We start from the raw sequence: 19,336 nt of genomic DNA, 5'->3' as shown, positions 1-19,336 counted from the left end.
TAAGAGTTTACCTGATCACGCCATGAGATAAAGGTAGCTTGGGTGCGGGGGCGGCTTCACCCCTCACCCTCTTTATCCTGATAGAACTGTATCAGGCTTGAGAAGTCGAGCTGGCCGTTGCCGTTTGCCTTGTGCTGAGTAAACAGCGTGCGGGCGGCGGAACCCATCGGCACGGGGGAAGCGCTTTGCTGGCTGATATCCATGGCAAGGCCCAAGTCTTTCATCATCAGGTCCACCAGGAACCCGCCCTGATACGCGTTGGCAGCGGGTACGTTCTCCATTACGCCTGGGTAGGGGTTGTAAACATTGAGCACCCAGTTGCCGCCGGAGCTTTTTCGCATAATGTCAGAAAGCACCGCAGGGTCGAGGCCATTTTTGACGCCCATGTTGATCGCTTCGCAGGTACCCGCCATCAACACCGAAAGCAGCATGTTGTTACACGCCTTGGCCACTTGCCCTGCCCCATGGTCGCCCGCGTGGAAAATGTTTCTGCCCATTACGCCTAGCACAGGCGTCACTTTTTCAAACTGGGCCTTTGACCCGCCGACAATAAACGTCAGCGTACCCGCCAGCGCACCGCTAACCCCGCCCGATACCGGAGCATCGACAAAGTCGATCCCGCGCTGTTCGCCAATGGCCGCGACGCTGCGCGCCGTGTCGGCATCAATGGTGGAGCAGTCAATCACCAAAGCGCCTGGTTTGGTCACCTCGAACAACGCCTCATCGCCATCAACGTAAAGCGCCTTCACGTGCTTGCCTGCAGGCAACATGGAGATAACAAAGTCAGCCTCGGCGGCGGCTTCACGCGCCGAGCCTGCCACTTCACAGCCGTGATCTTTAGCGGCTTCAAGCGCTTGTTCAGAAAGGTCATACGCACGCACGGTATACCCCTCTTTCGCCAGGTTAGCCGCCATCGGGCCACCCATATTGCCTAAACCAATAAATGCCACAGTAGCCATAACGATTGTCCTTGTTGTTAATAACAAACGGTTAATAACAAACAGTTAATAAAAGCAGCTAATAACAAACGGCGAGTAACGAGCTGCTGGTAATAACCGTTGATCATGAAATGTTGGCAGTGTCCGTTTTAGCACCCCGGCGGTACGGCTTACTTACTTCAGGTCCGCGAGTGGGCTATCGGGCCACGGCGATGCTAACAGCGCATCCATAAAGTGATCTTCCACTTCCCCTACCGCTGAATACGTCCAGCCTGGCAAGCCATCTTTATCCACCAGTAATGCGCGTACGCCTTCTGGAAACTCCCGGTGGCGACAGCACTGCACAGAAAGCGCCAGCTCTGCCTGGAACACCTCAGCAAGCGACATGTGCTTGGCACGCGTTAGCTGCTCATGGATAAGCCGAATGGAGACAGGACTACCATGCGCCAGCGTCTTTTGCGCTTTGCTGAACCATTTATCCTCGCTTTCTACCGCCAGAACGGCGGCCACCCTTTGCTCGATGGTATCGTGGTCCATCAGCTCGCGTATTAATGGCGCGAAGTGTTGTATGGGGGTTTCCAGCGCGGCAAACTCTGCTTTAGAGGCTTGTTCAAGCTCGCGCAGCGCTTGATTGACCACGCCGTGGGCATCGGTCTTTTCACCGCTTCCCCAAGTGGCACTGGTCAGTTGCTGAAGCAATTCTTCCCGGCGATGGCTGGCAATGCCACGGTCGGCAAGGCCCAGGTAAAGGGCATCTGATGCATTGATCTGCGCGCCGGTCATGGCCAGAAAACGCCCCATGCCGTTCGGCAGACGGTTTAAAAACCAGCTGGCACCCACATCCGGATAAAGGCCAATCGTCACTTCCGGCATGGCCAGCCGAGAGGTTTCAGTCACCACACGATGGCTACTGGCGCTGAGCAGGCCCATACCGCCGCCCATTACAATGCCGCTGCCCCAGCAAATAATTGGTTTGCGGTAAGTGTGCAGCCGATAATCCAGGCGGTACTCTCTTTCAAAAAAGCGCTCGGGAAAGCTCGGGTCAGCTTCCCCGTTAATCGCTTTATACAGCGTGACCACATCGCCACCGGCGCAAAAGGCTTTTTCACCAGCGCTATCCAGCAGTATGGCGACAACCCGCTCGTCCGCCTCCCAGGCATCCAGCTGCGGCAGAATGGCGTCGATCATGCCCAGCGTTAACGCGTTGAGCGAACGCTCAGCGTTAAGCTTGATTTCAACCACCGTGTGGCCGTCCTGGGTGGCGTGTTCGGTAAACAGTACGCTACTCATTCAGCATCCTTACGTATCGACTCGAATGGCGACCGCGATCATGTCGGCAACCCTGTTTTTTTACAGCTCAGCGGCACCTTCGGCGAGTACCCGGCGCGAAATGATCAGGCGCATGATTTCATTGGTGCCTTCCAGAATGCGGTGTACGCGGGTATCGCGCACATAGCGTTCCATGGGGTACTCCTTAATGTAGCCATTGCCGCCATAAAGCTGTAGCGCCTCATCGCATACTTTAAAGCCTACATCGGTGGCAAAGCGCTTGGCCATGGCGCAGTAGGTGGTAGCGTCAGCATGACCGGCATCCAGTTTGGTCGCGGCCATTCTCACCAGTTGGCGGGCGGCGACCAGCTCGGTGACCATATCCGCCAGGCGAAATTGTAACGCTTGAAAATCCGCTAAACGCTTGCCGAACTGCTGGCGTTCCAGCAGGTAATCACGCGCTTTATTCAGCGCCTGCTGGGCGGTGCCAATAGAACAGGTGGCGATATTGATTCGTCCACCGTCCAGCCCCTTCATGGCAATTTTAAAGCCATCGCCTTCGTTACCCAGCAGATGATTCGCGGGCACGCGCACGTCTTCAAAGGTAATCATTCGGGTGGGCTGGCTGTTCCAACCCATCTTGTCTTCCTTGCGCCCATAGCTGATGCCTTCGGCCTTGGCATCTACTGCAAATGCCGAGACTCCACCCGCGCCTTCGCTACCGGTACGCGCCATCACCACCAGAAAATCGGTGCTGCCCGCGCCAGAAATAAATATTTTGCTGCCGTTGAGTACATACGCATCGCCCTCACGCCTGGCCGAGGTTTTAAGCGAGGCCGCATCGGAGCCCGCATTGGGCTCTGTTAAACAGTACGACCCCAGCAGCTCGCCGGTCGCAAGCTTTGCGCCCCACTGCTTAACCGCCTCTGGCTGGCCGAAGTCCGCGAGCATCCAGGTCACCATGTTATGGATGGTGAGATACGCCGTGGTGGAGGTACAGCCCATTGCAAGCTGCTCGAAGATAATGCTGGCATCCAGCCGTGAGAGACCAAGCCCTCCGACGCTTTCCGGCGCGTAAAGCGAGCAGAAGCCCAGCTCGCCAGCCTTACGAATAACGTCTACGGGAAAAATAGCTTCGGCGCCCCATTTTGCAGCATGGGGCTCAAGCTCATTTTGGGCGAAGGCTCGCGCCATATCGGCAAAGGCTACCTGGTCTTCACTCAACTCAAAGTTCATGGCCAATCTCCGCTAATGTGCGCACACATTAGATGTTGTCGTTGTAATTGACGTTTACGTTAACTTATCGCCTAAGCCAGTGCTGCGCAACCATTTGGCGCCCTCGACCTTCGGTGTAGAGTGGCACGTTTATATGTACAAAAAAGGCACCTCAAGGGCGCCCTATTCAAAGGCCTGCTCAACCAAAACAGCGCGGCTTTACACCGCCTGAAGTTACTTGAAGTTTTTACGATACATATTGCTAAGCGCCCCCACGATACCGCTTCGAAAGCTTAGTACGCAGACCACAAAGATCAGCCCCAGCAACACGCTCACCCAGTTACCCAGCGGCGACTGGGACAGAATATGCTGCAAGCTGACAACCAGCCCGGCGCCCATGACCGGCCCCAGCAACGTGCCCACCCCGCCTAACAGCGTCATCAGGATGACCTCGCCCGACATATGCCAGTGGGCATCGGTAAGGGACGCCAACTGGAACACCACGGTTTTGGTTGAACCAGCAAGCCCCGCCAACGCCGCGGAGATAACAAACGCCACCAGCTTATAGGCATCCACGTTGTAACCCAGCGAAATGGCCCGCGGCTCGTTCTCACGAATGGCTTTAAGTACTTGGCCAAACGGCGAATGTACGGTGCGCTGGATAAGCGCATACCCCAACAGAAAAACCGCAAACACAAAGTAGTACATCGTCAGGTTATTGCTCAGGCTGATAAACCCAAACAGATTGCCCCGCGGCACGCCGTGCAGGCCATCTTCTCCACCGGTAAACGGTGCCTGGATAAACACAAAGAACATCAGCTGCGCCAGCGCCAGCGTCACCATGGCAAAGTAGATGCCTTGGCGGCGAATAGACAACACGCCGAACAGCACGCCTAGCAGTGTTGCCACTAGCGTACCGGCAATAATTCCAAGCTCAGGAGTAAGCCCCGGGTAGCTTGCCAGCAAATACCCCGTTACATAGCCACCGGTTGCCAAAAACGCCGCATGACCAAACGACAGCAACCCGGCGTAACCCAGCAGCAGGTTGAAGGCGCAGGCAAACAGCGCAAAGCAGAGTATTTTCATCAAGAAAACGGGGTAAGCCAGAAACGGCGCCACCAATCCCACCACTATCAGTGCAATATAGAAGAGCGTGCGACGCTGGCTGGCCCGGCGCTGGCGTTTTGCCACCACGGAAGGCACTTTCAAGGTGTGTGATTCGGTCATAGCTATGCCTCCTTCCCGAACAGCCCTGCTGGGCGCAACATGAGCACTAAAATCATTACCAGGAAAATCACCGTGTTGGCAGCTTCCGGATAGTAGACCTTGGTTAACCCTTCAATAATGCCCATCCCTAGCCCGGTGAGAATAGCGCCCAGAATTGACCCCATCCCACCGATAACGACCACGGCAAACACCACAATCAAAAGACTTGACCCCATGGTCGGCGAAACCGGATAAAGCGGTGCCGCCAATACCCCGGCAAATGCCGCCAGCCCTACGCCAAAGCCATAGGTAAGAGTGATCAACAGCGGCACATTGACGCCGAATGCCTGCATCAGCTGCGAGTTCTCGGTACCCGCGCGCAAGTATGCGCCTAGCCGAGTGCGCTCGATCATAAACCAGGTAAACAGGCACATGCTGAGCGCGGCCACCAAGACCCATGCTCGGTATGTGGGCAGGAACATAAAGCCCAGATCCAACCCTCCCTGGAGTATTTCAGGCGTCGCATAGCGGGCACCTGACACGCCAAAGAAGTTAACCAGCGTGCCCTCAAAAATAAGCGCCAGCCCGAAGGTTAATAAAAGCCCGTATAGGTGATCCAAATGGGCAATACGGCGTAGTAGAAAACGTTCTACCAGCATGCCTAGCCCACCAATCACCAACGGCACCAGAATCAGCGCCAGCCAGTAGTTAATCCCCAGATAGCGAAACCCCAAAAGGGCCGTAAATGCGCCCAGCATGTACTGGGCACCATGCGCAAAGTTGACGATTTTTAAAAGGCCAAAAATGACGGCAAGCCCCAGGCTTAACAGTGCGTAAAACGCACCGTTGACCAGCCCCAGGGTAAGCTGCCCCATGAACACCGCCATGGGCACACCGAATATCATCGTCATAGCACGAATCTCCTCGCCGCGTGAGCCGCCTTACCCGGCGACCAAGCGGTAACGCTTAATAATGACCAAGTCGGGGCTTAGTTCTGTACCAGTTTGCACTGGCTTTCAGACAGCGGGCGGTAGGCTTCTTCGGCAGGAATGGTGCTGAGGATTTCGTAAAGATCCCACTCACCGGTGGACTCTTCCGGGGTTTTCACCTGCGCCAGGTACATATCGTGCACCATGCGGCCATCTTCGCGGATGCGACCGTTACGGGCGAAGAAGTCATTGATGGGCGCTTCAGCCATCTGGGCACGCACGGTTTCAGGGTCATCGGTACCCGCCGCTTCCACCGCTTTCAGGTAATGCATGGTGCTCGAATAGATACCCGCCTGCACCATGGTGGGCATGCGGCCAACTTCTTCAAAGTAGCGCTCAGACCACTCGCGAGCCTGGTCGTCCATATCCCAGTACCAGCCGGTGGTTAACAGCAGGCTTTGGGTGGCTTCAAGGCCCAGCGCATGCACGTCATTCAAAAATATCAGCAGGCCCGCCAGCTGTTGGCCGCTTTGCGTCAAACCAAACTGGCTGGCGGTGGTAATCGCGTTAACCGTATCTGCGCCGGCATTGGCCAGGCCGACAATTTTGGCGCCAGACCCCTGAGCCTGGAGAATATACGAGGAAAAATCGTTGGTAGGGAATGGGTGACGAACACCGTCCACAATTTCACCGCCGTTGGCTTCCACTACACTGGTGACATCCGCTTCCAGCGCATGGCCGAACGCATAATCAGCGGTGAGCAAGAACCAGCTGTCGCCGCCCTGTTCAACGACCGCTTTCGCGGTACCGTTGGCCAGCGGGTAGGTATCGTAAACCCAGTGGATATGGTTGGGCGTGCAGTGTTCATTGGTAACGCTTGAGGCGGCGGAACCCGACACAAGGCCTAGGCTATTGTTCTCTTCGAGCACTTTGGTAACGGCAATAGTGACGGAGGATGCCACCAGACCCGCCACCATATCCACGTTGCGCTGGTCGATCCATTCACGCACCGTATTGGCACCGACGTCTGCGCTGTTACGGTCGTCGGCGCTGAATACCACAATGGGCGAGCCATTAACGCTGCCGCCGAAGTCCTCAATCGCCATCTCAAGCGCTGCTAAGCCACCGGGGCCGGCCAGGTCGCGGTAGGTCCCCGACATATCGGCCAAGTAGCCAATCCGTACTTCGCCGTCACTGATCTCGGCCTGCGCTGTCGCTATTGCCATACTGGAGGCAGCTGCTACGGCAATGCTGGCAGCCAATGTTTTTTTCATCAACGTCATGTTCGTCTCCTGGCCCTTAAGCCTTTGTTGTTGTGTTGCGACGTAACCTGGTTATACCCCTAACATCGAATTGAGATGCTCCCGCCGCGCGGGCAGCTGTGCCGCGCTAATCTCTTCTACAATTTGGCCGTGATCCATCACAAAGTGGCGGTCGGCAAGCGGTGCGGCAAAGCGGAAATTCTGCTCTACCAGCACAATGGTCATTCCCTGGGCCTTGAGCAGTACCAATACCTCGCCAAGTTTTTGCACAATGACCGGTGCCAGCCCTTCGGTAATTTCATCCAGCAGCAAAAGGCGTGCGCCGGTACGTAAAATACGCGCCATGGCCAGCATCTGCTGCTCGCCGCCAGAAAGCCGCGTTCCCTGACTTTTGCGCCGTTCATACAAGTTGGGAAACATGGCGTAAATATCGTCCAGGCTCATGCCGCCCGAACTGACCGTGGGCGGCAGCAGCAGGTTTTCATGGACATCCAGGCTTGAGAAAATCCCCCGCTCTTCAGGGCAATAGCCAATACCCAGGCGAGGAATATGGTGTGGCTTCATCGCCAGCGTTTCCTGGCCATTAATGACGATAGAGCCAGTCCGCCGCCCTACCATGTTCATAATGGCCTTGAGCGTGGTGCTTCGCCCGGCGCCGTTGCGGCCTAACAGGGTGACAAGCTCGCCCTGCTTTACGTCAACATTCACCCCGTGAAGAATGTGCGATTCGCCATAAAAGGCGTGTAGGTCTTTTATCCTAAGTATCTCGCGCGACTGCGCGTGGGTGCTGGGTGTGGTGGCTTGCGTATCAATGGCTGCGGCATCGGCAATACTCATGCGCTGGCCCTCTCTTGTTCAGCGGCGTCACTGCCCATATACGCCTCACGCACCAGTGGATTACGCGACACACTTTGATAATCGCCTTCGGCAAGTACAGCGCCTCGGGCAAGCACCGTGATTTGATCGCACAGGCGGCTCACCACGCTCAGATTGTGCTCGACCATAAGGACCGTCCGCCCTTTGGAAACGCGTTTGATCAGCGCCACGATGCGGTCAACGTCTTCAGCGCCCATGCCCTGGGTTGGCTCATCCAGCAGCATCATCACAGGGTCTAGCGCCAGCGTCGTCGCGACTTCCAGCGCCCGTTTGCGCCCGTAGGGCATCTCCACCGTTAACGTGTCGGCATACTCGCGCAGCCCCACTTCTTCAAGCAGTGCCAAGGCACGCTCGTTAAGGTGATCCAGGGATTTTTCCGATTTCCAGAAATGAAAGGATGTGCCGAGCTGGCGCTGAAGCGCAACGCGTACGTTCTCAAGCGCCGTCATATGGGCAAACACCGCAGAAATCTGAAATGAACGCACTAAACCCAGCCGGGCAATCTGGTTGGATTTAAGCGCGGTAATCGGTTTACCGCGATACAGAATCTCGCCCCGCGTGGGGGGAAGAAACTTGGTGAGTAAGTTAAATACGGTGGTCTTACCGGCACCGTTAGGCCCGATTAGGGCATGAATATGGCCTTCCTGAACGCTGAGATTAACGTTATCCACCGCCGTAAAGCCACGGAACGCTTTTGTCAGCCCTCGCGTTTCGAGAACTGGCGCTTGGGAAGTGCTTGTTGTCGAAGTACTGTTTGCGGAAGTACTGTCTGCACTCATAGAGCAATAAGCCTCTTGTTGTTCTTATGCTGAGCGATTCTCGTGCTGACGTTTCACCAGCTCCTTACCGCTTTAATGAGGTAGGTTCGTTATTATTGTTAGCTGGTAATGCATCTTTACCTATACGTAAGGTTTAAGTGCAAACTAGCAACCTCTAGCAGGCAATTACAATTGCAACTTTGGTCTACAAAAAATAACGTCAAATGCCAATAAAACAATAAATGATTATTTTACATAGAGTTATAACATGTTATTAGACTATTGACCTAGGCAATGACTTCTTTACGTTAACGTAAACTTGTTTTAGCCTCATCAGCAGTGTTCCATAGGAACAGCCCCTTTTGAAGAGAATTAAACCCATGAGCAAAACCTACTCGATCAGTGAACTGGCCAGCGAGTTTGACGTCACCACCCGTAGCATTCGGTTTTACGAAGATCAGGAACTGCTTCACCCGGCACGACGGGGCCAAACACGCATTTACAGCAGTAAGGATCGAGTACGGCTTAAATTGACCCTACGGGGCAAACGGCTGGGGCTTTCACTAGCAGAGATCCGAGAATTATTTGAGCTTTGGGATGAGACCCGCAGCGGTAGTGAAAAACAGCTGCAGCTTATGTTGAACAAGATCGGCGAGCGCCGGGCAGCGCTTGAACAGCAGATGAAAGATATCACCATGGTACAGCTGGAGCTTGAAAGTGCCGAGATTCGCTGCCGCCAGGCGCTTGAGGAGTTACACGAAAAACAAGCCGATGAAGAACGCAATCAGGCTTCATCGTCTACTTAAGATTTAGTGGCGCCTCATTACCTGCCCAACAATCTTTTCAATAAACGTTTCTAACCAACAATTTCTAATAAACAGGTGATTGACCATGCATTCTCTCTACTCAGAACTGAATTTCGGTCTTGATGACGAAATGAACATGCTGCGCGAGCAGGTCAATGCCTTCGCCGCCAACGAAATTGCCCCGCGCGCCGCGGAAATCGACCGCAATAATGAATTCCCCAACGACTTATGGAAGAAATTTGGCGACATGGGCCTTTTAGGCATCACGGTGTCTGAAGAGGATGGCGGCAGCGGCATGGGCTACCTTGCCCACTGTATCGCCATGGAAGAAATCTCCCGGGCGAGCGCCTCTGTCGCGCTGTCTTACGGCGCGCACTCCAACTTGTGTGTGAACCAGATCAAGCGCAACGCCTCCGCCGAACAGAAGGCCAAGTATCTGCCCAAACTGATCAGTGGCGAGCACGTCGGCGCGCTAGCCATGTCCGAACCCGGCGCTGGCTCCGATGTAGTCTCCATGCAGCTGCGGGCTAAAAAAGTCGGCGATAACTACATTTTAAACGGCAACAAAATGTGGATCACCAACGGCCCCGATGCCGATGTGCTGGTGGTCTACGCCAAGACGGATCCAGATGCTGGCTCCAAAGGTATTACCACTTTCTTGATCGAAAAAGGCATGCCGGGGTTTTCCACGGCGCAGAAGCTCGACAAGCTGGGCATGCGCGGCTCCAACACCTGCGAGCTGGTGTTTCAGGATTGCGAGGTCCCCGCTGAAAACGTGCTGGGCGAAGAAGGCAAAGGTGTGCGCGTATTGATGAGCGGGCTGGACTACGAACGCACCGTGCTGGCTGCCGGGCCGGTCGGCATTATGCAGGCCGCTATGGATGTCGTAATGCCGTATATCCATGAGCGCAAACAGTTTAATCAGTCGATTGGCGAGTTCCAGCTGGTGCAGGGCAAAGTCGCGGATATGTACACCACGCTGAACGCCTGCCGCGCCTACCTGTATGCCGTCGCGGCCGCGTGTGATCGCGACCAGACCTCGCGCAAGGATGCCGCTGGCGTCATTCTCTACTGTGCCGAGAAAGCCACCCAGGTAGCGCTCGATTCCATTCAGTTGTTGGGCGGTAACGGTTATATCAACGAATACCCCACCGGGCGCCTGCTGCGCGATGCGAAGCTGTATGAAATCGGCGCGGGCACCAGTGAAATTCGGCGGATGTTGATTGGCCGCGAACTCTTCACCGAAAGCCAGTAGAGGCGCGCCATGAGCATTCTCAGCACTCAGATTAATCCGCGTAGCGAGCTCTTCCAGACCAATGAGCAGTCGATGCGTGGCGTGGTTACCCAGCTACATGAACTCACCGCCGCCGTTGCCCAGGGCGGCGGCACCAAATCTCGTGAGCGTCATGAGCGCCGTGGCAAGCTGTTTGTGCGTGACCGCATCGATCACCTGATTGACGAAGGCTCACCCTTTTTAGAATTTTCAGCGCTTGCCGCCCACAAGGTCTATGAAAGCGACGTACCGGCCGCCGGTGTGGTAACCGGCATTGGGCGCGTTTCGGGCGTTGAATGCGTCATTGTGGCCAACGATGCCACTGTGAAAGGCGGCACCTACTTTCCGCTGACGGTCAAAAAACATATTCGCGCCCAGGAAATCGCCCGCAAGCATCGCCTGCCGTGCCTTTATCTGGTCGACTCCGGCGGTGCCTTTCTACCCCGTCAGGATGAAGTCTTCCCTGACCGCGACCACTTCGGGCGCATTTTCTATAACCAGGCCACCCTGTCGGCCGAAGGCATCCCGCAAATTGCCGTGGTGATGGGCTCTTGTACGGCAGGCGGCGCGTATGTGCCCGCCATGGCCGATGAATCGATCATCGTTAAAGAGCAAGGCACTATCTTTCTGGGTGGCCCGCCGCTGGTCAAAGCGGCCACCGGTGAAAGCATCAGTGCCGAGGCGTTGGGCGGCGCTGATGTGCATGCCAAAGTCAGCGGCGTGGCCGACCATTATGCCGAAAACGATATGCATGCCCTGCAGCTTGCCCGCGCCTGTGTCTCGCGCCTGAACTGGCAAAAGCGCGGCAAGCTTGCCATGCAGGCGCCCGAGCCGCCCAAGCTCGACCCGTTGGAGCTTTACGGCATTGTGGGCACCGACCTTAAAAAGCCCTTTGATGTTCGCGAAGTTATCGGGCGCATCGTCGACGGCTCTGATTTTGATGAATTCAAACGCTACTACGGCGACACCTTAGTCACCGGATTTGCGCATATCCATGGCCACCCAGTAGGTATTGTGGCCAATAACGGCGTGCTGTTTTCAGAGAGCGCCGTCAAAGGCGCCCACTTTATTGAGCTGTGCGCCCAGCGCAAGATTCCGTTGGTTTTCCTGCAGAACATCACCGGCTTTATGGTGGGCTCCAGGTACGAGCACGAAGGCATCGCCAAGCATGGCGCCAAGCTGGTCACCGCCGTGGCGTGTGCCAAGGTGCCCAAGTTCACCGTGCTGATTGGCGGAAGCTTCGGGGCGGGCAACTACGGTATGTGCGGCCGCGCTTATGACCCTAACCTGCTATTCATGTGGCCCAACGCGCGTATTTCCGTGATGGGTGGCGAGCAGGCCGCCGGCGTACTGGCCCAGGTTAAGCGCGAGCAGTATGAGCGCGAAGGCAGCGAATGGACTAAAGAGGCCGAAGAGGCGTTCAAGCAGCCAACCCGCGAACAGTATGAGCACCAGGGCCACCCTTACTACGCCAGTGCCCGGCTCTGGGATGACGGCGTGATCGACCCGCTACAAACCCGTGATGTGCTGGGTTTAGCGCTGGCCGCGGCCATGAATGCTGAGATTGAAGAGACACGCTTCGGCGTGTTCCGGATGTAAGGGGCCTATCATGACGAATTCAACGTTAACCATAGATGCAGGTGTTGCCCGCTTAACCCTTAATCGCCCGGACGTTCACAACGCCTTTGATGACCAGCTAATTGCCGAGCTGAACGCACACCTCGACAAGCTTCAGCCGCTGATTAAAAGCGGTGAGGTACGCGTGGTGGTGCTGGGCTCTGAAGGCAACAGCTTCTCAGCGGGCGCGGATTTGAACTGGATGAAGCGCATGGTCGACTACGACGTTGACGACAATCTGGCCGATTCGCGCAAACTCGCCGCCCTAATGCACAGCCTGGATACGCTGCCCTGCCCCACGCTGTGCCGGGTTCAAGGTGCAGCCTTTGGCGGCGCCGTAGGTTTGGCCGCCTGCTGCGATATCGTTATTGCTTCCGATAAAGCCCGGTTCTGCCTTTCAGAAGTCAAAATTGGCCTCTCGCCTGCAGTCATCAGCCCCTATGTGCAGCGTGCACTCGGCGCGCGCCAGATGCGCCGCTACGCGTTGAGCGCTGAAGTCATCGATGCGTCTACGGCGCTCAGCCTGGGCCTGGCCCATCAGGTCGTTGAACACAGCGCACTGGATAGCGCGGTAGATGCCATGCTGGAAACGTTGCTCGCTGGTTCACCGCAGGCACAGCAGGCTACCAAAGCGCTGCTCCAAACGGTCAGCCAGTCGCCTGATTCTGACGCCACGCGCGAACAAACCTGCCAGGTAATCGCCAAACTGCGGGTTAGTGAGGAAGGCCAGGAAGGTCTGGCTGGATTTTTTGAAAAGCGTCGCCCCGCCTGGGCTGAAACGCCTCTATCCGGCAATGCCAAGGAGCGCCGCTCATGAGCCATCTAACGTCGTCTGAATCTAACCTGCGTACCACGCATTTTGACACGCTGCTGATCGCCAACCGCGGTGAAATTGCCTGTCGGGTAATGCGCACCGCACGCCGTATGGGGCTTAAAACCGTTGCCGTGTATTCCGATGCCGACGCCAACGCCCGCCACGTGCGCGAAGCCGATGAAGCCATTCGTATTGGCCCCGCCGCTGCGCGGGAAAGCTATTTGAATATCGAGGCGGTGATTGACGCCGCCAAGAGCACCGGAAGTGGCGCCATCCACCCTGGCTACGGCTTTCTTTCGGAAAACGGTGCGTTTGTAAAAGCGCTCGAAGAAGCGGGCATTACCTTTATCGGACCGCCCGCGTCAGCCATTGCTGCCATGGGGGATAAATCGGCCGCCAAAGCGCGCATGGCTAATGCCGATGTGCCGCTGGTGCCAGGCTACCACGGCGATAACCAGGATGATGACCTGCTCCGGGCCGAGGCCGATAACATCGGTTACCCAGTCATGCTCAAAGCCAGCGCCGGTGGTGGCGGCAAAGGCATGCGCGTGGTCGAAAATAGCGAGGCCTTTCAGGCGGCGTTGGAAGGCTGTCGCCGCGAGTCTAAAGCCGCCTTCGGCGATGATCGTATGCTGATTGAAAAATACCTGGTCCAGCCACGTCACGTGGAAGTACAGGTGTTTTGTGATCACCAAGGCCACGGCGTGTACCTGTTCGAGCGCGACTGCAGTGTTCAGCGCCGCCACCAAAAAGTCCTCGAAGAAGCCCCCGCCCCGGGCATGACGCCGGAACTACGTGCGGCGATGGGTAATGCAGCCGTACGTGCCGCTCAGGAAATTGGCTACGTGGGCGCGGGCACGGTTGAGTTTCTATTGGATGCTTCGCCAGGCCAAGGCGAGGCGTTCTACTTTATGGAGATGAACACCCGCCTGCAGGTCGAGCACCCGGTGACCGAAATGATCACCGGCCAGGATCTGGTCGAGTGGCAGCTGCGGGTGGCAATGGGTGAATCGCTGCCTAACACACAGGAAGATTTAACGATCACCGGGCATAGCTTTGAAGCACGGCTTTATGCCGAAGACCCTGATCAGGACTTTTTACCCGCCACGGGCACGCTTACTCGCTTTGCGCTCGATTTAGCGGGTACCGACCTGAAAGCCGAGCAGGTGCGTCTGGATAGCGGTGTGGAAAGCGGTGATACGGTTTCCATGCACTACGACCCCATGCTTGCCAAGCTGATTGTGCATGGCAGTGACCGGGATGCCGCCCTGGCTACGCTTAACCGTGCGCTAGCGGCCCTCGACATACAGGGCGTGGTCACCAACCGGGCTTTTTTGCAGCGCCTGGCGACTCACCCCGCGTTTAAGAACGTAGAGCTGGATACGCGGTTTATCGAGCGCCACGAGGCCACCCTGTTTGCCGCGCACCACTATCAGTCTGAAGAGTATGCCAGCGCCGCGTTACTGGCGTTACATCAGCTGGCCCAGGAGTGCGAAAGCAACTCGCCCTGGGATCGCCACGATGGGTTTCGGCTTAACGCGCCGCGCACGGTGCGTATTGCCTTGCATGATCCCAAGCATTCTCAGGCATCGGAGGACGCAAGCCCTCTGGTGGTAGTAGAAGGCAAGCGACACCCGGGCGACTCAGAGTGGCACCTAACCATTAATGGGCAAACCTTTAGCGCCAGCCTTCAACCGCTTACCGGCAATGCCGTGGCGATTACTCTTAACGGACACCGCCGCCGCCTGCAGGCCCAGCGCGATGGCAATGTGTTAATCATGGTCGACCCGCAGGGCGAGACCCGCCTTTACTGGCAGCGCATCGATGCGATTGATCACGGCCAGCATGAAGTGCAGGCGAGCTTTACCGCCCCCATGCATGGCACGGTGGTAGCGCTATTGGTTGAAGCCGGTACGAGCGTTGAAAAAGGCATTCCCTTGATGGTCATGGAAGCCATGAAGATGGAACACACCATAACCGCGCCGACTACCGGCCGCGTGGAAGGTTTCCGCTTTCAGGCAGGCGATACCGTTAGCCAGGGCGATGTATTACTCGACTTCGCCCTTGGCGAATAAGGAGCTTTACCATGGCACTGCGCCCATCCAGCCTACCCCAGCGCGTACGCCTGTTCGAAATGGCCCCCAGAGACGGTCTGCAAAACGAGCCGGGGGCCATGGTGCCTACCGCAACTAAAATCGAGCTGATTCATCGGCTTGCCAATGCCGGTATCCGCCATATTGAAGCGGCAAGCTTTGTATCGCCCAAATGGGTGCCGCAAATGGGCGATGCGGCCGAGGTCATGCACGGCATTACCCGCACTCCCGGCGTGGTGTACTCGGCCCTTACCCCTAATCTCAAGGGGCTTGAAAATGCGCTGGCTGCAGGCGCCGATGAAGTCGCGGTATTTGGCGCGGCTTCGGAGGCGTTTTCGCAGAAGAACATCAACTGCTCGATTGCTGAATCCCTTGAGCGATTCGAGCCTGTGCTCAAGCGTGCCCAGGAAGCCAATGTGCGCGTGCGTGGCTACGTGTCCTGTGTGCTGGGCTGCCCTTATGAAGGCGATATTCCTGCTGAGAAAGTCGCTCAGGTAGCCAAGGCCCTTTATGACATGGGCTGCTATGAAATTTCCCTCGGCGACACCATCGGGGTGGGTACGCCGCTGGCGGCCAAACGAATGATTGAAGCCGTATCCGTGCAGGTGCCGATTGATCGGCTGGCAGCGCATTTTCACGATACCTACGGTATGGCTATAGCCAACCTTTACGCGGTCATGGAAGAAGGCATTAGCGTGATTGATGCCGCGACCGGCGGTTTGGGCGGATGCCCTTATGCCAAAGGTGCCTCCGGCAACGTCGCCACTGAAGACGTGCTCTACCTGCTGGAAGGTTTAGGTATTGAAACGGGGATTGATTTGCAAGCCGTGCTGGATACCGGCAACTGGATTACCCAGGCCCTGGGCCGCAAGCCGACCTCAAACGTTGCCCTGGCCAGAGGCGGACACTCAACCTAACGCCAATCAACGCGGCCTGTTCGATCAGACAATAAAAAATACGGAGAGACATTATGGCGCTACATGACCCCAGCCTATCTACCCAAGCCCTGCCCAGCTATGCCAGCAGTACCGCTGACAAACCGCTGATTGGCATGACTATCGGTGATAAATTTGACCAAATCGCCGCGCAGTATCCCGAAAATGACGCTCTGATTGTGCTGCACCAGAACATTCATTGGCGATATCGCGAGCTTCATGAAGAGGTGAACCGCTGCGCCCGCGCGTTGCTTGCCATTGGCGTGAAGTGTGGTGATCGGGTCGGTATGTGGGCGCCTAACTGCAGCGAGTGGACATTAACCCAGTTCGCCACAGCCAAAATCGGCGCTATTTTAGTCAACATCAACCCGGCCTACCGCACTCATGAGCTTGAGTATGCACTTAACCAATCCGGCGCGCGCTTTTTGGTCAGCGCGGATAGCTTTAAAAACTCTAACTATCGCGACATGCTCTATGAACTGGCGCCGGAGCTTAAAACCAGTACGGAAGGCGCGCTTAAATCGCTAAAGCTGCCCCAGCTTGAGTGCGTGATTAACTTAAGCGTCGACAAGCATCCCGGCATGTGGCGCTGGTCAGATTTGATGCTAGAGTCGGCCAAGGTTAGCCAAACCGACGTCAACGACCTGCAAAGCACGCTTCAGTTTGATGACCCGATTAATATTCAATACACCTCGGGCACCACCGGCTTTCCTAAAGGCGCCACGCTTTCTCACCACAATATTCTTAATAACGGCTTTTTTGTGGCTGAAAGCATGGGCTTTACCAGCGAAGATCGTCTGGTCATCCCGGTGCCGCTTTATCACTGCTTTGGCATGGTCATGGGCAATCTGGGCTGTATGACCCATGGCGCGGCGATGATTTATCCCGATGAAGGCTTTGACCCCGGTAAAGTACTCAAAGCCGTACACGAGCAAAAAGCCACTGCGCTTTATGGCGTGCCCACCATGTTTATCGCCGAGCTGGACCACCCCGAGTTTGCCAACACCAACCTCTCTTCACTGCGTACCGGCATCATGGCAGGCTCGATTTGCCCGGCCGAAATCATGAAACAAGTCATCAACAAGATGAACATGAAGGGCGTACAGATCGCCTACGGAATGACGGAAACCAGCCCGGTCTCTACCCAAACGGGTGCGAATGACACTATTGAAAAGCGGGTTTCCACCGTGGGCCGTACCCAGCCACACCTGGAAAGCAAAATCGTTGATCCCGGCAATGGTGCCATCTTACCTCGCGGTGAAATCGGCGAGCTGTGTACCCGGGGCTATAGCGTCATGCTTAAATACTGGAACAACGAGCAAGCTACGCGTGAGGCCATCGACGAATCCGGTTGGATGCATACCGGCGACCTGGCCACCATGGATGAAGAGGGTTATATCCAGATCGTAGGGCGCATTAAAGACATGGTGATTCGCGGGGGCGAGAACGTCTACCCCAAAGAAATCGAAGAGTTTCTGTATACCCACCCAGCGATTTCCGATGTGCAGGTCACCGGCGTGCCCGACAAAAAGTATGGTGAGGAGCTGGTTGCCTGGGTAAAACTCAACACCACGGCGGGAGAGATTAGCGGTGAAGATCTGCGTGAGTTCTGTAAAGGCAAGATCACCCACTTCAAGATCCCCCGCTACTTTAAATTCGTCGATGAATTTCCCATGACCGTGACGGGCAAAATCCAGAAATTCAAAATGCGCGAAATCTCGATTCAGGAATTGGGGTTGGGCGACGAGTCATCATTGTGACAATGTCTTTAGCGGCGCATTATCAGCAAGGGTTACGCGATGCCGAGGTGCTAGCGCAGATTCAACGCTATTACCCTGCGGGGCCTACTCTGCATCAGTTAGCACCGCTGGACCAACTTCATATAGGCGGCGTAACGGCCTCCGCCCGGCTGCTCGCCCTGCTGGACCCAGCCCTTCATCTACGGGTATTGGATATTGGCGCGGGGCTGGGAGGATTAATGCGCCAAGGTTCGGCGTTAGGTTTTCAAATGACCGGCCTGGACATCACCCACCGCTTTAACGCACTTAATAAAACGCTTAGCACACTGGCATCTTCTCAGAGCGCCTCGCTAAATTGGGTAACCGGTGATGCTTGCGCCCTTCCCTTTGCCGATAACAGCTTTGATGCGCTTGTGTTTCAGCACAGCCTGTTGAACATGCCCAACGTTAACGAGGCACTTACCGAGAGCTACCGCGTACTGCGCCCCGGTGGGCAGTTGGTAATGCACGAAGTCGTTAGCGGCCAAAATGCAGAAGCCTTGCGCTACCCTGTTCCCTGGGCGGCAACGCCCGTTCACTCCTGTCTGCTTAGCCATGAAACGCTCATTGAGCAATTAAGCTGCTGTGGTTTTATTGTCGAGCATAACGTTGACTGGAGTGATAGAGCGCTTGAGTGGCGTGAACGCCAGAGAATAAAGGAGCAAACGACCCAGGCATCTGTCTTGTCCCCCCAATGGGTCTTTGGTGAGCGCTTTATGGAAATGGGCAAAAATCTGGTGTTTAACCTCCAAAACCGCGCAATTAATTTGGTAGAAGTTAAAGCCTCTTGCTATGCTGGTTAGGCTTTGTACGAAAACTGCTTGCGCTCGACCATACGGCGTTAAAAATCAGCTCAAAATACTCATTTACTCATGTAAACTCCGTTTTTTCGCTGATTTTTGCCTTGTCTGGCCTTCGCTCAGCGTCTTTTCGTACAAACCCCAAGATAACAATCAAGACCAAGGATGAGGAACATCAATGAAACGCTTGGCTGGGGTACTCCTGTACAGCGTTGTTGGTTCAACCCTACCTTTACTCACCGCTGCCGCCAATGACACGTTGCCGGTGATCGCGTATGCCTCACCCAACAGTGAACTCCTGCAACTGGACAATGGTGTGGTGCTGGAAGGCAGCGACTTAAGCAGCCTGGACACCTACACATCAGGCTTTCGAGTAACCGCTGGTTTTAGCCCTTGGCAACTCCCTCAATTGGACCTTGGCGCTGAAATCGCCTACCGCGAAAGCGAAGAAGTTCCGATTGCCTCCAGCATGTCACCAATGATTATGGATACGCTTAGTTTAGGCGGTGCCATTGTAGCGGGCGTACGTATGGGCGCTTTTAGCATGTACGCTAAATCTGGCCTGACCGAGTGGCGCGGCGACACCCATGAGCTTCAGGGTGCAGACGAAGGCGGCACCGCCTGGCTTCAAGGCTTTGGCGCCACCATGACGCTTAACCAGATGGTCACGCGCTTGGAATATGAGCGCGTAGATGCGCCGACGCTAAGCCATCTCAATCAACTCAGCGCCTCGCTGCATTTGCCGTTTTAGTCGTTACCTCTCAGTA

17 protein-coding genes are annotated in these 19,336 nt (G+C 55.8%); 9 read left to right on the top strand and 8 right to left on the bottom strand.

Annotation, left to right across the window (positions count from 1 at the left end; translation table 11 throughout):
- Positions 1-56 precede the first annotated feature (56 nt).
- From mmsB to FKN99_RS02575, 8 genes are all read right to left on the bottom strand, one after another.
- Positions 57-959, bottom strand: coding sequence for a 3-hydroxyisobutyrate dehydrogenase (gene mmsB / locus FKN99_RS02610; protein WP_172116437.1), 903 nt, complete (start codon positions 957-959; stop codon positions 57-59).
- 153 nt (positions 960-1,112) lie between these two features.
- Positions 1,113-2,228, bottom strand: coding sequence for an enoyl-CoA hydratase/isomerase family protein (locus FKN99_RS02605; protein WP_172116436.1), 1,116 nt, complete (start codon positions 2,226-2,228; stop codon positions 1,113-1,115).
- A gap of 60 nt (positions 2,229-2,288) precedes the next feature.
- A complete protein-coding gene (locus FKN99_RS02600; protein ID WP_172116435.1) occupies positions 2,289-3,443 on the bottom strand; it encodes an acyl-CoA dehydrogenase family protein in 1,155 nt (384 codons plus the stop codon).
- A 213-nt stretch (positions 3,444-3,656) separates the two neighbouring features.
- Positions 3,657-4,649, bottom strand: coding sequence for a branched-chain amino acid ABC transporter permease (locus FKN99_RS02595; RefSeq protein WP_172116434.1), 993 nt, complete (start codon positions 4,647-4,649; stop codon positions 3,657-3,659).
- A 2-nt stretch (positions 4,650-4,651) separates the two neighbouring features.
- Positions 4,652-5,539 (bottom strand): branched-chain amino acid ABC transporter permease, encoded by an 888-nt coding sequence (locus FKN99_RS02590; protein ID WP_172116433.1) that lies wholly within the window; start codon positions 5,537-5,539, stop codon positions 4,652-4,654.
- Between the two features lie 77 nt (positions 5,540-5,616).
- Entirely contained in the window at positions 5,617-6,840 is a 1,224-nt protein-coding gene (locus FKN99_RS02585) for an ABC transporter substrate-binding protein (protein WP_172116432.1), read from the bottom strand.
- 51 nt (positions 6,841-6,891) lie between these two features.
- A complete protein-coding gene (locus FKN99_RS02580; protein ID WP_216657930.1) occupies positions 6,892-7,656 on the bottom strand; it encodes an ABC transporter ATP-binding protein in 765 nt (254 codons plus the stop codon).
- Positions 7,653-8,474, bottom strand: coding sequence for an ABC transporter ATP-binding protein (locus FKN99_RS02575; RefSeq protein ID WP_172116431.1), 822 nt, complete (start codon positions 8,472-8,474; stop codon positions 7,653-7,655). The genes FKN99_RS02580 and FKN99_RS02575 overlap by 4 nt, the downstream gene beginning before the upstream one ends.
- Before the next feature lie 359 nt (positions 8,475-8,833).
- Here FKN99_RS02575 and FKN99_RS02570 point away from each other — a divergent pair, with 359 nt between their 5' ends.
- The 9 genes from FKN99_RS02570 (at position 8,834) to FKN99_RS02530 (ending at position 19,320) form a co-directional block, all read left to right on the top strand.
- Positions 8,834-9,259, top strand: a complete 426-nt coding sequence (locus FKN99_RS02570; protein ID WP_172116430.1) for a MerR family transcriptional regulator — start codon at positions 8,834-8,836, stop codon at positions 9,257-9,259.
- 85 nt (positions 9,260-9,344) lie between these two features.
- Positions 9,345-10,514: an isovaleryl-CoA dehydrogenase gene (locus FKN99_RS02565; protein ID WP_172116429.1), complete on the top strand. Its 1,170-nt coding sequence runs from the start codon at positions 9,345-9,347 to the stop codon at positions 10,512-10,514.
- 9 nt (positions 10,515-10,523) lie between these two features.
- Complete coding sequence (locus FKN99_RS02560; RefSeq protein ID WP_172116428.1) at positions 10,524-12,131, top strand: carboxyl transferase domain-containing protein; 1,608 nt, start codon at positions 10,524-10,526, stop codon at positions 12,129-12,131.
- 10 nt (positions 12,132-12,141) lie between these two features.
- Positions 12,142-12,966: an enoyl-CoA hydratase/isomerase family protein gene (locus FKN99_RS02555; protein WP_172116427.1), complete on the top strand. Its 825-nt coding sequence runs from the start codon at positions 12,142-12,144 to the stop codon at positions 12,964-12,966.
- Complete coding sequence (locus FKN99_RS02550; RefSeq protein ID WP_172116426.1) at positions 12,963-15,038, top strand: acetyl/propionyl/methylcrotonyl-CoA carboxylase subunit alpha; 2,076 nt, start codon at positions 12,963-12,965, stop codon at positions 15,036-15,038. The genes FKN99_RS02555 and FKN99_RS02550 overlap by 4 nt, the downstream gene beginning before the upstream one ends.
- Positions 15,039-15,049: 11 nt before the next feature.
- Positions 15,050-15,973 carry a hydroxymethylglutaryl-CoA lyase gene (locus FKN99_RS02545; RefSeq protein WP_172116425.1) on the top strand — a complete coding sequence of 308 codons (924 nt, stop codon included), beginning with the start codon at positions 15,050-15,052 and terminating at the stop codon, positions 15,971-15,973.
- A gap of 53 nt (positions 15,974-16,026) precedes the next feature.
- Positions 16,027-17,751 (top strand): AMP-binding protein, encoded by a 1,725-nt coding sequence (locus FKN99_RS02540; RefSeq protein ID WP_172116424.1) that lies wholly within the window; start codon positions 16,027-16,029, stop codon positions 17,749-17,751.
- 2 nt (positions 17,752-17,753) lie between these two features.
- Positions 17,754-18,572 (top strand): class I SAM-dependent methyltransferase, encoded by an 819-nt coding sequence (locus FKN99_RS02535; RefSeq protein WP_172116758.1) that lies wholly within the window; start codon positions 17,754-17,756, stop codon positions 18,570-18,572.
- Positions 18,573-18,747: 175 nt separating this feature from the next.
- The gene (locus FKN99_RS02530; protein WP_172116423.1) at positions 18,748-19,320 is read left to right on the top strand and encodes a hypothetical protein; all 573 of its coding nucleotides are present in this window, start codon (positions 18,748-18,750) and stop codon (positions 19,318-19,320) included.
- Positions 19,321-19,336: the final 16 nt, after the last annotated feature.

This window comes from Halomonas hibernica, assembly GCF_013183775.1.
In the GTDB taxonomy this organism is placed as follows: domain Bacteria; phylum Pseudomonadota; class Gammaproteobacteria; order Pseudomonadales; family Halomonadaceae; genus Vreelandella; species Vreelandella citrativorans.
The sequence above is the reverse complement of the archived record's forward strand: the minus strand, read 5'-3'. Positions and strand labels throughout refer to the sequence as shown.

Coding starts and splice junctions, on each gene's coding strand:
- FKN99_RS02540 (WP_172116424.1), top strand. CDS start 16,027: ATGGCGCTACATGACCCCAGCCTATCTACCCAAGCCCTGCCCAGCTAT.
- FKN99_RS02585 (WP_172116432.1), bottom strand. CDS start 6,840: ATGACGTTGATGAAAAAAACATTGGCTGCCAGCATTGCCGTAGCAGCT.
- FKN99_RS02600 (WP_172116435.1), bottom strand. CDS start 3,443: ATGAACTTTGAGTTGAGTGAAGACCAGGTAGCCTTTGCCGATATGGCG.
- FKN99_RS02590 (WP_172116433.1), bottom strand. CDS start 5,539: ATGACGATGATATTCGGTGTGCCCATGGCGGTGTTCATGGGGCAGCTT.
- FKN99_RS02535 (WP_172116758.1), top strand. CDS start 17,754: ATGTCTTTAGCGGCGCATTATCAGCAAGGGTTACGCGATGCCGAGGTG.
- FKN99_RS02570 (WP_172116430.1), top strand. CDS start 8,834: ATGAGCAAAACCTACTCGATCAGTGAACTGGCCAGCGAGTTTGACGTC.
- FKN99_RS02550 (WP_172116426.1), top strand. CDS start 12,963: ATGAGCCATCTAACGTCGTCTGAATCTAACCTGCGTACCACGCATTTT.
- FKN99_RS02565 (WP_172116429.1), top strand. CDS start 9,345: ATGCATTCTCTCTACTCAGAACTGAATTTCGGTCTTGATGACGAAATG.
- FKN99_RS02595 (WP_172116434.1), bottom strand. CDS start 4,649: ATGACCGAATCACACACCTTGAAAGTGCCTTCCGTGGTGGCAAAACGC.
- FKN99_RS02575 (WP_172116431.1), bottom strand. CDS start 8,474: ATGAGTGCAGACAGTACTTCCGCAAACAGTACTTCGACAACAAGCACT.
- FKN99_RS02560 (WP_172116428.1), top strand. CDS start 10,524: ATGAGCATTCTCAGCACTCAGATTAATCCGCGTAGCGAGCTCTTCCAG.
- mmsB (WP_172116437.1), bottom strand. CDS start 959: ATGGCTACTGTGGCATTTATTGGTTTAGGCAATATGGGTGGCCCGATG.
- FKN99_RS02605 (WP_172116436.1), bottom strand. CDS start 2,228: ATGAGTAGCGTACTGTTTACCGAACACGCCACCCAGGACGGCCACACG.
- FKN99_RS02580 (WP_216657930.1), bottom strand. CDS start 7,656: ATGAGTATTGCCGATGCCGCAGCCATTGATACGCAAGCCACCACACCC.
- FKN99_RS02555 (WP_172116427.1), top strand. CDS start 12,142: ATGACGAATTCAACGTTAACCATAGATGCAGGTGTTGCCCGCTTAACC.
- FKN99_RS02530 (WP_172116423.1), top strand. CDS start 18,748: ATGAAACGCTTGGCTGGGGTACTCCTGTACAGCGTTGTTGGTTCAACC.
- FKN99_RS02545 (WP_172116425.1), top strand. CDS start 15,050: ATGGCACTGCGCCCATCCAGCCTACCCCAGCGCGTACGCCTGTTCGAA.